Raw genomic sequence first — 13,668 nt, forward strand, 5'->3', positions numbered from 1 at the left:
GTTTATACAAATTTGGCAAAAAGTAGAGCAATTTTAAAGGAAAAATAATGCAAGTTTCAAAGTACAACGCTAGTGGCAACGATTTTGTAATATTTCATACATTTTTGAACAAAGATAGAAGCGAGCTAGCAAGGCAAATTTGCAGCAGAACGAATGGCGTGGGAGCTGATGGGCTCATCGTGCTTTTGCCTTACGAAAAGGGCGTGAAATGGGAGTTTTACAACAGCGACGGAAGCTATGCTGCGATGTGTGGCAACGGCTCGCGTGCGGCTGCTAGATATGCCTATCTAAACGGCCTTGTTAGTTCAAGCGAATTTGCTCTGCTAACTGGTAGCGGCGAGGTGATGGCAAGCGTGAAAGAGGAGTGCGTCGAGGTCGTGCTAACAAGTCCAAAAATTTTAAGCGAACCACTAAATGAAGGTGGCAAAACTTGGTACTTTTACGATACTGGCGTACCTCATCTTGTAAATTTCACGCAAAATTTAGGTGAATTTGATGTCAAAGAGTGCAGGGCGCTTCGTCAAAAATACAATGCAAATGTAAATTTAGCCAAATTTGAGGGTGGAGTTTTAAAGGTGAGAACCTACGAAAGGGGCGTGGAGGACGAGACGCTAGCTTGTGGCACTGGCATGGCGGCTTGCTTTTACGGCGCTACTTTAAATTTAAACGCAGCGCAATGTCTAAAAGTCTATCCAAAAAGCGGCGAAGAGCTTGGACTTAGGCTAGAAAACGCTAAAATCTTATTTAGCGGAGCGGTGAAACACTGCTTTGATACGAGTATCGAAATTTAGCTATTTAGAGCGAGTTTTATACTTACTCTCGGCTAGTTTGGCTAGTAATGGTAAGCAAATTTTCAAATTTATATCACTAAATTTGTGCTCAAGAGCTGAGCTAAATTTATAGTGGTATTAATTTAAAATTTGAATACAAAATAACTAAGTTAAAATCTCAAAAAATAAATTTTAATAAAAATTTGAATAGAAATTTAAAAAAAAGAAGATCTCCGCCGAAGCGGAGAAAAGGTGTTATTTCAAAGCATCTTTTGCTTGTTTTGCAAGTGCCGCAAATGCCTTCGCGTCATTCATAGCTAGATCAGCTAAAATTTTTCTATCAAGTTCGATCTTAGCTTTGTTTAAGCCGTTGATAAATCTTGAATAGCTAATGTCGTTTAGTCTGCAAGCTGCGTTGATACGAACGATCCATAAACGTCTAAAATCACGTTTTTTCTGGCGTCTGTCGCGGTATGCATAAACTAAACTTCTCTCTAGTTGCTCTTTAGCTTTTCTAAAGTGTTTATGTCTAGCACTGAAAAAGCCACGTGCTAGCTTTAAAACCTTCTTATGGCGTCTTCTTCTAACTACGCCTGTTTTTACTCTTGCCATATTTATCCTTTTACAAATTGGCGCTCACGAAGTGAGTCTTGCCCCTAAATTTGGGGGAGTTTGAATGACTTTTTGTCAAAAACTTAAATCTACAGCTGCTTTATACGCCGAGCATTTTGCGAACGGCTGAGACATTTGTGCTGTCCACGTAGTGTGGGCCACGAAGGTCTCTCATACGCTTACTAGGTTTTTTTGTTAAGATATGGCTTCTAAAGGCAGAGCCTCTTTTTATCTTATTTTTACCTACTTTAAAGCGCTTAGCAGCACCGCGAACGGTTTTCATCTTTGGCATGCTAATCCTTATTTGAAATTTTATACGCAATCGCGTAAGTTTTGGATTATAGCGAAAAATCCTTTAGAAAATTTAAATTTCACTTAGACAAAATTAGCAATAAATTTACATTTAACTTAAAAAAATTTTAAAATATGGAACTAATTTATTAAATTTGGCGTATAATCACATAAAGAAATTTTATTTTACTAAAGGAGTAAAAATGAAAGGCAAAATTCTTGCATCAATCGTTGCTATGAGTGTGATCTTAGGCACAAGTAGCTTGGCATGCACTACCATTTTAGTAGGAGATAAAGCTTCAAATGACGGCTCCATGCTGGTTGCCAGAAGTGCAGATAGTAAGGCCATAAAGGCACAAGTCTTTTTGATCCATCCAGCAAAGAAAAACCAAACTGGTATGCACAGCTCAAAGGCACATGACGGCGCAAATGACTTTACATATCCGCTCCCAAAAGATGGCATGAGATACACAACTATCGCAAACTCACACACAAAGCTTCATGGAGCAGTTGGCTACAACGAGGCTGGCGTTGGACTAAGTGGCACTGAGACTATCTACGCAAAAGATGAGCTTTTAAAAGTTGATCCATACAACGAAGAGACCGGCATCACAGAAGATGACATCCCAGACGTACTTTTGCCACGTATGAAGAGTGCAAAAGAGGGCGTTAAGCTTCTTGGTGAGATAGTAGAGACCAAAGGAGCTGGTGAGGGCTTTGGCGTGGTATTTATCGACGCAAATGAGCTTTGGTACTTTGAAACAGGCACAGGCCACAAGTGGATCGCCACAAAGATCCCGCAAGAAGACTATTTTGTCACTGCAAACCAAGGCAGACTTCAAAACTATAAAGAGAATGATCCAAATTTCATGGGAGCAAAAGATGTGATCAAATTTGCGATCGATAATAAAACCTATGACCCTGCAAAAGATGGCGAATTTAACTTCACAAAGGCCTATACAAGGGACGATGAGAGGGATGTGACCTACAACTACCCACGCGTTTGCTGGGTTCAAAGCATGTTTAACCCAAGTCTAAAACAAGACTTCGCCGATGGTCAGAAATTTCCAGTATTTTTAAAACCAGAGAAAAAACTAAGTGTTGAAGACCTAAAAGCTGCGATGAGAGCCCACTACAACGGCACTACGTTTGATAACTATGCCAGCAAAGATGAAGATAAAAAAAACATCTACCGCGCCATAAGCGTCTTTAGAACATACGAGTCTCACGTCATGCAGGTGCGCCCTTGGCTACCAAAAGAGATCGGCCGCGTGACTTACGTCGCTCTTGGTATGGCTGATCTTAGCGTTTATTTGCCGTATTACGAGGGGCTTGATGGCTTTATAAAAGGCTACTCTGATGGCTCATATGACGCTGATGACACTTCGATTTACTGGGTTTATAGAAAGCTTCAAACCCTTGTGATGACTGATTATGAGAAATATTCGCCAGTGGTAAAAGAGGCTTACGCTCAATTTGAAAAAGAGTTGGCGGTAAAACAGGCTAAATTTGAAGATGAGTACGTCAAACTTTATAAAAAAGATAAGAAAAAAGCAGACAAACTTTTAAATGAATTTAGTAAAAAGACTATGCAAGAGGCAAAGGATCTAACACAGGAGCTTACAAACAAAGTCTTTACTATGCTTACAGCTGATATGGACGCTAAGCTAAAATCCCTAAATAAAGGCAAAAAAGACTAAAAATTCTGGGCGTGAAATTTAGTAGCGCCCAAATTTTAAACAAAAATTTGGCAAATAGCGTTTATAATGCGACAAAAATTCACTACAAAGGAAAAACGCTGATGCCTTGTCCCATGCATAAAGCTCGTTAATCTCGGCAAAAAACATATCAGCGATTTTCAAAAAACACGCAAATTTTTAAACAATTTCACATTTTTTTACATTGAAATAAATCCATTTTTGCTAGCAGGTCCGTTGCATTGTAATTGCATCTTTAATAGCAAAGCTAAGCAGTGTTTGAAATTTGGCAAGGATCTTTTCAGTAGGGTTTTTTATAAATTTTACTTTAGTTTAAGAAGAAGTGGGTGTCATCCACCGCGTGTGGGGTGACCCAGACTTGTGTGCAGCGCAACAACATTGAACATGCTGGGGGTTTGGGTCGCAGGGATAAGGGGGCGGTTTCGTAATTCTAGCCCCCTTGTACCAGCATAAAAATATTCAAGATTGCTATGCAGGGTACAGATTTAATTTAAAAAATTAGAAATTTAAAAAGGATAAAAATGATAAAAAGTTATGTTTTAGGTTTTCCAAGAATAGGAGAAAAAAGAGAGTTAAAGCGCGCATTAGAGGGCTTTTGGGCTGGTAAAGAGGGCTTTAGTGAAGAAAATTTGCAAGAGACCGCAAAGACACTTCGCCAAAGACACTGGAAATATCAACAAGATGCTGGCATTTCGGCTATTAGCGTTAATGATTTTTCATTTTACGACCTAATGCTCGATAACATCATCGCTTTTGGCGCTACGCCTCCAAGATTTACAAATTTAAGCGGCTTGGAGCAATATTTTGCTTGCTCAAGAGGCAACAAAAGTGGCGTTGCGATGGAGATGACAAAGTGGTTTAACACAAACTACCACTACATCGTGCCAGAGCTTAGCAGCGAGAGTAAATTTAGCCTAAAAGCGGACAAAATTTTAAATGAATACAAAGAGGCGAAGGCTAACGGCATAAAAGGCAAGGTAAATTTGATCGGCCCTATCACATTTTTGGCTCTTTCAAAGACTACTGATGGCAGCTGCCCATTTAAGCACCTTGACGCACTTGTAGGCGAGTACAAAAAGCTACTTGAGCAAATTTCTAATCTTGATGATGAAATTTTAGTGCAGTTTGACGAGCCGATCTTTGCAACTGACAAGAATGAAAGCGACCTTTTGCCACTTATCACAAAGGTTTATAACGAGCTAACAGGCGTTGCAAACAACATCAAAATCATATTTGCGACATATTTTGAGCATGCGATCAAGGCAGTTAGCGAAGTGGCTAAAACTAAAATTTACGGTATCGCGCTTGACTTCATCCACGGCAAGAGAAATTTTGAAGCACTTGAGACTATCAAAAATAGCCATTTGACGCTATTTGCAGGTGTGATCGACGGCAGAAATATCTGGAAAAGCAACATCGATGATAAGGTAAAACTTGTAGGTGAAATTTCAGAAAAAATAGGTGGCAAAGACTTTTACATCGGCACTTCGTGCTCGCTTCTTCACGTGCCTTATACATTAAAATATGAAGAGAATTTAAACCCAGAGATCAAAAGCTGGCTAAGCTTTGCGGTTGAGAAGCTTGATGAGATCAAGATCATCACAAAACTAGCAAATGGTGAGAAACTAAATGAGGCTGAGGCTAAAATTTATGAAGAGAACAAAAATGCTGTTAAAACCCGCGCTACTTCAAAGCTCATCCACTCTGAAAGCGTTCAAAACCGCATTAAAAATTTAAGTAAATTTGAGCGTGATGAGAAATTTGAAGACCGCATCAAAATTCAACGTGAAACGCTAAAATACGGCATCTTACCAACAACAACGATAGGTAGCTTCCCTCAAACGGTTGATCTTCGTGTACTTCGCCAAAATTTCAAAAAAGGCGAGATCGACGCGGCTGCTTATGAAGCTGGCATCAAAAAATATATTGATCACTGCGTAAAATTTCAAGAAGATATCGGCCTAGACGTGCTAGTACACGGCGAGCCAGAGAGAAACGACATGGTTGAATATTTTGGCGAGCAGATCAGCGGATATGCATTTAGCCAAAATGGCTGGGTACAAAGCTACGGCAGCCGCTGCGTCAAACCACCACTTCTCTTTGGTGACGTAAGCCGCCCAGAGCCGATGACTGTTAAGTGGATGAAATACGCTCAAAGCATCACAAAACACGTAATGAAGGGCATGCTAACAGGTCCTGTGACTATGCTAAACTGGAGCTTTGTGCGTGATGATCTTCCAAGAAGTGAGGTGGCAAAACAGCTCGCGCTTTGTATCTATGACGAGATCGCAGACCTTCAAAATGCAGGCATCAGAGTGATCCAAGTCGATGAAGCAGCATTTAAAGAGGGCTATCCGCTAAGAGCTGAAAACATCCCAGCTTATGAGAAATTTGCGGTTGATTGCTTCAAGCTTTCAGTAAGCTCGGCTGAAGCAAAAACTCAGATCCACACGCATATGTGCTACTCTGAATTTAACGACATCATCAAGACTATCGAGGCTATGGACGCTGATGTTATTAGTATCGAGACTGCAAGAAGTGGCAACGAACTACTTAAAATTTTCAAAGCCGTTGGCTACAAACAAGAGGTCGGACCTGGCGTTTACGACATCCACAGCCCACGTGTGCCAAGTGTCGAGGAGATTGTCGCTCAGATCAAAGCTCTACTTGAAGTCTTGCCAAAAGAGCAACTCTGGATCAACCCAGATTGTGGCCTAAAAACTAGAAAATGGGAAGAGGTCGAGCCAAGCCTTAAAAACATGGTAGAAGCCGTCAAGATCGTAAGAGGTCTATAATACAAATTTTAGCGTCTAGCAAGCCTAGGCGCTAAACTCCGTTTAAATTTCAAAAAAAGTTAGAAAATGTTAAAAGATAAGATCATAAACAATGAAAGTGGCATAGTGCTTTATGGCCTAACGCCTCCAAAGGCTGAATTTGACGAGGTGAAGCTTAAAGAGATCGCTGCAAAATGGGACAAGAGGATTACAGATGTGCAGGCTGATGGCTTGGTGCTTTACGAGATCCAAGATGAAAGTAGCCGCATAAAAAGCGAGCGAACTTTTGAATTTAGCGATACATTAAGCCCTGAAATTTACTACTCAAAATACCTAAATTTAAAGACACCAAGCATCTTTTATAGGGTCGCGAACAAATATAATGAGAGTGAATTTAGAGCAAATTTAGCCAAAAGTAGTAGCGATATAAATGTTTTTGTTGGCGTTGCTTCTGGCAAGGTAGAGCCTAAAATGAGCTTAGAGCGTGCTTATGAGATCGCTAGAGATGAGTTTAAAGAGCTTGTAGTGGGCGGTGTTTGCATAGCTGAGAGGCATGCTAAAAAAGGCGATGAAGAGCAAAGGATGAGCCAAAAGGCCAAAATGGGGGCGAAATTTTTTATCTCGCAGGCAGTTTTTGATATAAATTTGGCTAAAAATTTACTAGAAAGCGTGGCAAAAAGCGGGTTAAATTTGCCTATTGTTTTGACATTTACGACTTGTGGCACGCCAAAAACGCTAGAGTTTATCAAGTGGCTTGGCATAAGCGTTGATGAAAAGAGCGAGAAAAGGATGCTTCAGAGTAATAATTTTTTAGCCACGGCATCGCAAATTTGCCTTGAAAATTTCGCAGAGCTTTATGAATTTGCTAAAAAGCTTGGTATAAATATCGGTGTCAATGTTGAAAGTGTAATGGCAAAAAGAGCCGAGATAGAAGCGAGCTTGGAGCTAACACATAAGATGAGAGAGGTGTTTTGACCTATTAAGAGCTGTTAAAGTTTAACTGGCTTAAAGTTTCGCTATATCTTACATCCAGTGACTAGTATGATTTCTAAGTATAAGTAAATGGTAGGAATTTCTCTTATATCTCGTACGAGTGGTCTAATCCATTCTTGCTTTTGCATTGATCTAAAATTTCCTAGCGTAGTAAATCTCCTTAAAAACGCTAGTGGTGTTTTTGCTCTGCAAAAGCGTAATGAGGGAGATATTTTGACTATTTCTTATAAATTTAACTAGATCTAGGTTTAATTTTTCATATCTATTACTACTCTCAAAGACGCCGATAATCTCGTTGACGCTTTTTGGCTAGATCATCTAAATCCTAGTAGTAAAGCGATGCGTTTTATGATGATATTTCGCTCAAGGTTGCTTGAGAGTAGCAAGACTCTTTTTATCAATCTGTCAACCCACCAACAGGTTTTGTATTATTCTTATCAGCCTTTTGTTTTAAAAATTCCTCTTCATCTTTTGTAGAGTTATACTTATCTTTGAAAAATTTTTTCTCAGCATTATAATTTTTTGCTCCAGTATCTTATTTTCATAAATTTTTATATATCGGCTTTTAGCATTCAAGATAATTTCTAAAGCTAGTGCTATATCCTACATAATAGTGATAGCTTGCACATTTTGGCTCTTTATCGCTATCAAGGAGTTTTTATGACGACGTATGAGTTGCAGATATTGACCGGATAGTTTTCATCTTTACCGATAACTGCAAAGCAAGCGTTAGCTAATTCTAAATTTATTCATTACTTTTACTGCTTATAAATAAATTTAATTACTAAAGAATTAAGCTAAATAAAATAGAAAATAAAATATAATCCCAAATCTTTGGTCCCGTAGCTCAGTTGGTAGAGCACTACCTTGACATGGTAGTGGTCGATGGTTCGAGTCCATTCGGGGCCACCACTTCTAATAAAACATCCTAAACAAGAGATTTAAAAATTAATTGTTAGTAAATTTTCTAAAGATGCGGTAAAGATTTATTTCAAATAATCTTTCACATCATACTCTTTGCCAGCATCGTGATCTTTTAAAAGCTTTGCCACGATAGGGCTTAAAATGATGATGGCAATTAAATTTGGTACGACCATCAAGCCATTAAACATATCTGCTAGGCTCCAGACAAAATCAACCTTTTGCAAGCTTCCCAAAAATACAAAAATGACTACTAAAATTTGAAAAGCCCTGACCGCCTTTGCCCCAAGAAGGTATCTTACATTGATCTCAGCAAAATAGTACCATCCAAGAATCGTTGTGAACGCAAAGAAAAATAGGCAAACAGCTACGAAGCTATATCCGCCAACCTTGCCAAAGATATGCGATGAGAAGGCTTCTTGTACCAATGTTATGCCTGTAAAGACCGCCTTGCCGTTTTCAAAGCTAATAACATTTGCAGTGAGCACTACAAAAACGGTGATATTTAAAACGATAAAAGTATCTACAAATACACTCATTATGCCAAGTACTGCTTGATCGACTGGGTGTTTGACATTAGCTGCGGCGTGTGCGTGCGGAGTTGAGCCCATGCCAGCTTCATTGCTAAAAAGCCCTCTTGCTATGCCGTATCTCATTGCAGCTGCTATGCTAGCTCCAGTAGCTCCACCCCACGCAGCTGAAGGATCAAACGCTGCTTTATAGATAAGCAAAACTGCATCTGGAATTTCGTGAAAATTTAAAGCGATAATGATTAGTCCAACACCTACATAAAGTAAAGCCATCAAAGGCACGATCTTTTCAGCTACTCTTGCAATCGCCTTTACGCCACCTATAAAGATGACCGCGCAGACGATTGCTAAAAAAGCTCCAGTTATCCACTGAGGTATACCAAAGGCACCTTTAAAGCCGTCTGAGATCGAGTTTGCTTGCACCATATTGCCGATAAAGCCAAGTGCGATAATGATAGCGATAGCGAAAAATCCAGCTAAAATTTTTGCCCATTTTCCCTTTAATCCACGACTTATATAAAATGCCGGACCGCCTATTGTGTGCCCGCTATCGTCTTTTGTGCGGTAAATTTGAGCTAGGCAAATTTCAGCAAAATTTGTAGCCATGCCTAAAAATGCAGCGCACCACATCCAAAATATCGCTCCAGGACCACCCATGATAAGAGCTGTTGTCGCACCTACTAGATTGCCAGTGCCAACTTGTGCTGCGATCGCAGTTGCAACTGCTTGAAACTGGCTCATGCCAGCCTTGCCAGCAGCTTCGCCGTGAAGTGAGAAATTCCCAAAAAGCTCTCTTAGACCCATTTTAAACTTAAAAATTTGAACAAACCCAAGCCTAATAGTAAAAAATAGTCCAGTGCCGCAAAGTAGGGTAATAAGGAAGTATGGACCCCAAAGAAATGAATTTATACTTTCAACACAATTATTTAAAATTTCAGCAAAATTTGTAGGCATTTTCTTGACTTTCATTGGTGTAGTTTAGAGAGCGAGTATATTTAAAAAAATATAAAATTAGAATAAATAAGAAAAATTTTTTAGCTTGGCTTAAAATTTCGTGCTAGTTTCGGCTTACTCATGGTAAGCGTGTTTTAGATGGCTTTTGTGAGAAATTCGCAATCTTTCTTGCGTGGATATAACTTGGTAAAACGTATTTGGCTATTGGTTTTGCTAAAAATTTTATCAAAGGCGTTTAAAAGGCTTTGACGCTAAATTTTACTTCATTGTTATTTGCTGATTTGCCATATTTTGTCCGCTGTTTGACTTGCTGGTAGCCAAACTTTGCGTCAAATTTTTCTTGCCGATCGCTGCCTAAAGTTGTTTAAAAATTTCTGGAAACTCGCTTACTCTGCCGTAAGCCGTCGTTAATCTACCCCAAGGCACGTATTCTATCTTTAAATTTGCGATGTACGCTAAATTTTGCTAGTTCATCTACATTTCTTTTAAAATTTACTCCATAAATCTGACAGAGCAAAGCCTAAATTTAGCCTTTTGACTTTATCTTTTCTAGCCACTCATTTAGCGTTTTTTCAAAGCCTATGCCCTTGCTTTTATAAAAAACAAGCGGTTTTTCTAGATATTTTTGCTCGACCCAGCCGCCAAAATCATGCGGATAAAGGTAGTCTTTACTCTCTTTTGTGTGGTTTTTTAGATATGGCGGGATCTTTAAAATTTCTTCGCTTTGCACGTATTTTAGGGCAGCATTTATCGCGTTGTAGCTGGAGTTTGACTTTGGCGAGCTGGCTAGATAGATGGCGCACTGAGCCAGTATGATCCTAGCCTCTGGAAAGCCTATCTCTTTTACCGCGCTTAGCGTGTTGGCGGCTAAATTTAGCGCATTTGGGTTTGCGTTGCCGATGTCTTCACTGGCAAATATCGCCATCCTTCTAGCGATAAAATCAGCACTCTCGCCAGAGTCTATGAGCCTTGCGAGATAGTAGATAACGGCGTTTTCGTCACTTCCACGCAGGCTTTTTATAAAAGCACTTGCTAGTTCGTAGTGCGTGTCGTCCTCTTTTGCCCCCTCTTTTAGAGCGTTTTGGCGGAGTGTTTTTAAATTTTCTATGCTCACATTTTCATCAAGCGTGACGGCAAATTCTAGTAAATTTAACATGGCTCTTGCGTCACCGCCGCTACTTTTAAATAAATATTCTTTGGCTTCATCGTCTATGCTAAAAGAAATTTGCTCCCTGATCTTGCCAAGTAGCTCTTCAAAGTCGCTACTGTTAAGTGACTTAAACTCAAAGAGCATTGAGCGGCTTCTGATGCCTGAGCTTAGGGTAAAAAAGGGATTTTCAGTACTTGCGCCGATGACTAGGGCTTTGTAGTTTTCCATGGGGATTAGTAGCGCTTCTTGTTGGGTTTTGCTAAGTCTGTGGATCTCATCTATGAAAAAGAGTGGTTTGTTTAGGGCGTTTTCGTAGTTTTTTAAAATTTTGCGAAAGTCATCTATCTTTAAATTTCCGCCGTCAAACTCGTAAAAGTCGTAGTTTGCTCCGCTCGCTACGGCTCTTGCAAAGCTCGTCTTGCCACAGCCTGCTGGACCATAAAATATGGAGTGTGGGATCTTCCCGGTGGTTATAAATTTTAAAAAGGCCGCTTTAACTGCCTTTTGACCACAAATTTCATCCAAGTTTTTTGGTCTAAACATCAGTGCAAGTGAGCCCAAATTTATTCCTTTTACTTTGTAGATTTTGGCAAAATTTTAGCCTTTGCACTAAGGCTTTCTATCTTTAGCTCGTAAATTTTTATGATTTTTAGCCCATACTGCGCCGCTGTTTCAAAGGTATTCATCGCATAAGCTGTGTACTTTAGGCTGAGAATTTTTAAAATTTCATATTTTTTAGCTTCGTCTGTGATCTCATAAACTCTAGTTTTTGCGATGGCGCTTTTGTATTCAGTCGTAAAAACCTTGCCTCCAAGTGCCTTGCCATCGTCTTTTATCGCATCTAGCTCGCTTTCGCTTAGATACGGGACTTTGTTAAAACTAACGCAGACAAACTCTACTTTTCGTCCATCTTGAAGTAGTTTTGCCTTACAGCCAGCGGTAGCTCCGTGTATAAAAATGCTTTCACCAACTCTAACAGGCGAGATCGGTACGCTAAAAATTTCTCCCTCATCATCCACGCATGAAATTACCGCATATTCGCATTCATCTATGATTTTTAAGCCATCTTCACGGCTTAGCTCTCTATCTTTTCGTCTCATTTTTTATCCTTTTTTTGAAAGAGCATTTTAAAATTTAAGTGCTTAAAGGCTAGTATAACGCAAAAATTTCAAGGAAAAACATGAAAAAAATAGCTATTTTTGCCATTTTGCTTGGCGTAAATTTAGTCCATGCAAACGATGTTTGCAATGAATATATCAAACAAAGTAGGCTCTATCTTGACGAGCTCTATGCCAAAGAGAGCAAACGACTCGCAAATGATGAAAAGGCGTTAAGGCTTTTTGAGCTTAAATTTGATGAGTTTAAACAAAGACAAAGCGGTCAAGAAGCCATAATTTTGCAAAACAAAGATGAGAAATTTTGCAAAAGAAAGCTTGAAGAGACAAACAAACTTTTAAATGATCTAAAAAAGTAGATCAAATTTTTACGTTTAGATCCCAGTCTATTGGCGTTTTGCCGTGGTTTGCTAGATAAATATTTGCTTTTGAGAAGTGACGGCAGCCAAAAAATGCTCCACGAGCCAGTGGGCTTGGATGTGCTGCCTCTAAGATGAGGTGCTTGCTGGCGTCAATGAGCGGTGCTTTGGCTCTGGCTGGATTGCCCCAAAGCATGAAAACTACGTTTTGTAAATTTTGGCTAATTTTTTTTATTACAGCGTCAGTAAAGCCCTGCCAGCCAAAGCTAGCGTGAGAATTTGCCACTCCAGCGCTAACGCTTAAAGTCGAGTTTAGAAGCAGCACGCCTTGCTTTGCCCATTTTGTTAGATCGCCGCTATTTGGCTCTTTTATGCCAAGATCAGCGTAAATCTCTTTATAGATATTTATAAGACTTGGCGGGACTTTTACGCCATTTGGTACCGAAAAGCTTAGCCCCATGGCTTGATTTGCACCGTGGTATGGATCTTGGCCTAGGATGACGACTTTGACAGAGTGAAAAGGCGTTAGATTAAATGCATTAAAAATAAGTGCACTTGGTGGATAGACGACGCCAGCACTCTTTGCTTTTAAGAAATTTTCTTTGATATGCGCGAAATTTTCACTCAAAAACTCATCTTTTAGCACCTCTTTCCAACTTGGCTCAATCTTTATATCATCTAAATTTATCTGCATTTTCCTGCCTTTTGTAAGTTTTAGCGGTATAATTTTAACTAAAATTTATCTAAAGGAAAGAGTTGTGTCTGAGCAAATTTTTAATAAGATATATGAGCTTCTTAGCAAGAATGAAGCCAAATTTAAAGTTCTAAATCATGAGAGTGCGACCACTTCAGAAGAGGTGGCAAAACTTAGGGGAACAAAGATGAGCCAAGGCGCAAAGGCTCTAGTTTGCTCTATTAAAGGGGTAGATAAGGAAAAATTTAGGCAAATTTTTAAAGATGAAAATGTGCTAAATGATTATTTGCTAAGCGATGAAAAGCCAGCGATGAAGGCTGGTAAAATTTATATCTTGGCTATTTTGCCGGCTAATATGCAGGCAAATCTTGATAGCTTGACACAAAAATTTGACGGCAAAAGAGCAAGCCTAGCTAGTCCAGATGAGGTTACAGCCTTGGCTGACTGCGTATTTGGCTCGGTTCCGCCATTTAGTTTTCATAAAAATTTACATCTTGTCGTGGATGAGAGTTTGCTGGAGCGAAATGAGGAGATCGCCTTTAATGCAGGACTACTTGATAGATCGATCATTTTAAATACAAAAGATTATACAAAGATAGTACGACCAACGCTAATAAATTTTGCAGAATAAAAAGTGCTAGGCTAACCACTTCCTAGCACTAAATATTGTCGGGAGAAAAATGAATTTAAATAATGCAAAGACGAGAAATTGCTAAATTCATTTCAAGAACAAATATTATCAGGCATAATCTTAAAATATAATAAATTATATAAATAAAAAGCTTTA

General features: G+C 39.2%; 12 protein-coding genes and 1 tRNA gene. 7 read left to right on the forward strand and 6 right to left on the reverse strand.

Annotation, left to right across the window (positions count from 1 at the left end):
* The first annotated feature begins 47 nt into the window (after positions 1 to 47).
* On the forward strand, positions 48 to 791 hold the full coding sequence (gene dapF / locus F3H01_RS08240) for a diaminopimelate epimerase (protein ID WP_149725453.1): 744 nt from the start codon (positions 48 to 50) through the stop codon (positions 789 to 791).
* 234 nt (positions 792 to 1,025) lie between these two features.
* On the opposite strand, the gene rplT is transcribed toward dapF, so the two are convergent.
* Entirely contained in the window at positions 1,026 to 1,382 is a 357-nt protein-coding gene (gene rplT / locus F3H01_RS08245; RefSeq protein ID WP_004317321.1) for a 50S ribosomal protein L20, read from the reverse strand.
* Between the two features lie 100 nt (positions 1,383 to 1,482).
* The gene (gene rpmI, locus F3H01_RS08250; RefSeq protein WP_054195943.1) at positions 1,483 to 1,674 is read right to left on the reverse strand and encodes a 50S ribosomal protein L35; all 192 of its coding nucleotides are present in this window, start codon (positions 1,672 to 1,674) and stop codon (positions 1,483 to 1,485) included.
* Between the two features lie 202 nt (positions 1,675 to 1,876).
* On the opposite strand from rpmI, the gene F3H01_RS08255 reads away from it, so the two are divergent.
* The 4 genes from F3H01_RS08255 (at position 1,877) to F3H01_RS08275 (ending at position 8,070) form a co-directional block, all read left to right on the forward strand.
* Positions 1,877 to 3,373 (forward strand): C69 family dipeptidase, encoded by a 1,497-nt coding sequence (locus tag F3H01_RS08255; protein WP_149725454.1) that lies wholly within the window; start codon positions 1,877 to 1,879, stop codon positions 3,371 to 3,373.
* Between the two features lie 539 nt (positions 3,374 to 3,912).
* Complete coding sequence (gene metE / locus F3H01_RS08265; RefSeq protein ID WP_149725455.1) at positions 3,913 to 6,186, forward strand: 5-methyltetrahydropteroyltriglutamate--homocysteine S-methyltransferase; 2,274 nt, start codon at positions 3,913 to 3,915, stop codon at positions 6,184 to 6,186.
* Between the two features lie 66 nt (positions 6,187 to 6,252).
* Positions 6,253 to 7,140: a DNA-binding protein gene (locus F3H01_RS08270; protein WP_149725456.1), complete on the forward strand. Its 888-nt coding sequence runs from the start codon at positions 6,253 to 6,255 to the stop codon at positions 7,138 to 7,140.
* Positions 7,141 to 7,994: 854 nt separating this feature from the next.
* A tRNA-Val gene (locus F3H01_RS08275) sits at positions 7,995 to 8,070 on the forward strand.
* Positions 8,071 to 8,144: 74 nt separating this feature from the next.
* Here F3H01_RS08275 and F3H01_RS08280 read toward each other — a convergent pair.
* The 3 genes from F3H01_RS08280 to F3H01_RS08290 form a co-directional block, all read right to left on the reverse strand.
* Complete coding sequence (locus F3H01_RS08280; protein WP_149725496.1) at positions 8,145 to 9,563, reverse strand: alanine/glycine:cation symporter family protein; 1,419 nt, start codon at positions 9,561 to 9,563, stop codon at positions 8,145 to 8,147.
* A 526-nt stretch (positions 9,564 to 10,089) separates the two neighbouring features.
* The gene (locus F3H01_RS08285; protein WP_223155398.1) at positions 10,090 to 11,256 is read right to left on the reverse strand and encodes a replication-associated recombination protein A; all 1,167 of its coding nucleotides are present in this window, start codon (positions 11,254 to 11,256) and stop codon (positions 10,090 to 10,092) included.
* Positions 11,257 to 11,285: 29 nt separating this feature from the next.
* Positions 11,286 to 11,813, reverse strand: a complete 528-nt coding sequence (locus F3H01_RS08290; protein ID WP_149725458.1) for a pyridoxamine 5'-phosphate oxidase family protein — start codon at positions 11,811 to 11,813, stop codon at positions 11,286 to 11,288.
* A gap of 80 nt (positions 11,814 to 11,893) precedes the next feature.
* Between F3H01_RS08290 and F3H01_RS08295 the strand changes: the two genes are divergently transcribed.
* On the forward strand, positions 11,894 to 12,187 hold the full coding sequence (locus F3H01_RS08295; protein ID WP_084109745.1) for a hypothetical protein: 294 nt from the start codon (positions 11,894 to 11,896) through the stop codon (positions 12,185 to 12,187).
* 1 nt (position 12,188) lies between these two features.
* Here F3H01_RS08295 and ung read toward each other — a convergent pair whose 3' ends face one another.
* Entirely contained in the window at positions 12,189 to 12,881 is a 693-nt protein-coding gene (gene ung, locus F3H01_RS08300; protein WP_149725459.1) for a uracil-DNA glycosylase, read from the reverse strand.
* Positions 12,882 to 12,945: 64 nt separating this feature from the next.
* On the opposite strand from ung, the gene F3H01_RS08305 reads away from it, so the two are divergent.
* Positions 12,946 to 13,512, forward strand: a complete 567-nt coding sequence (locus F3H01_RS08305; protein ID WP_149725460.1) for a YbaK/EbsC family protein — start codon at positions 12,946 to 12,948, stop codon at positions 13,510 to 13,512.
* Positions 13,513 to 13,668 lie beyond the last annotated feature (156 nt).

The organism is Campylobacter concisus, from assembly GCF_902460875.1.
Lineage (GTDB): Bacteria > Campylobacterota > Campylobacteria > Campylobacterales > Campylobacteraceae > Campylobacter_A > Campylobacter_A concisus_AA.

What these genes read in the sequence shown, in the direction of transcription:
- dapF (WP_149725453.1), top strand. Translation starts at nt 48, where the DNA reads ATGCAAGTTTCAAAGTACAACGCTAGTGGCAACGATTTTGTAATATTT.
- rplT (WP_004317321.1), bottom strand. Translation starts at nt 1,382, where the DNA reads ATGGCAAGAGTAAAAACAGGCGTAGTTAGAAGAAGACGCCATAAGAAG.
- rpmI (WP_054195943.1), bottom strand. Translation starts at nt 1,674, where the DNA reads ATGCCAAAGATGAAAACCGTTCGCGGTGCTGCTAAGCGCTTTAAAGTA.
- F3H01_RS08255 (WP_149725454.1), top strand. Translation starts at nt 1,877, where the DNA reads ATGAAAGGCAAAATTCTTGCATCAATCGTTGCTATGAGTGTGATCTTA.
- metE (WP_149725455.1), top strand. Translation starts at nt 3,913, where the DNA reads ATGATAAAAAGTTATGTTTTAGGTTTTCCAAGAATAGGAGAAAAAAGA.
- F3H01_RS08270 (WP_149725456.1), top strand. Translation starts at nt 6,253, where the DNA reads ATGTTAAAAGATAAGATCATAAACAATGAAAGTGGCATAGTGCTTTAT.
- F3H01_RS08280 (WP_149725496.1), bottom strand. Translation starts at nt 9,563, where the DNA reads ATGCCTACAAATTTTGCTGAAATTTTAAATAATTGTGTTGAAAGTATA.
- F3H01_RS08285 (WP_223155398.1), bottom strand. Translation starts at nt 11,256, where the DNA reads ATGTTTAGACCAAAAAACTTGGATGAAATTTGTGGTCAAAAGGCAGTT.
- F3H01_RS08290 (WP_149725458.1), bottom strand. Translation starts at nt 11,813, where the DNA reads ATGAGACGAAAAGATAGAGAGCTAAGCCGTGAAGATGGCTTAAAAATC.
- F3H01_RS08295 (WP_084109745.1), top strand. Translation starts at nt 11,894, where the DNA reads ATGAAAAAAATAGCTATTTTTGCCATTTTGCTTGGCGTAAATTTAGTC.
- ung (WP_149725459.1), bottom strand. Translation starts at nt 12,881, where the DNA reads ATGCAGATAAATTTAGATGATATAAAGATTGAGCCAAGTTGGAAAGAG.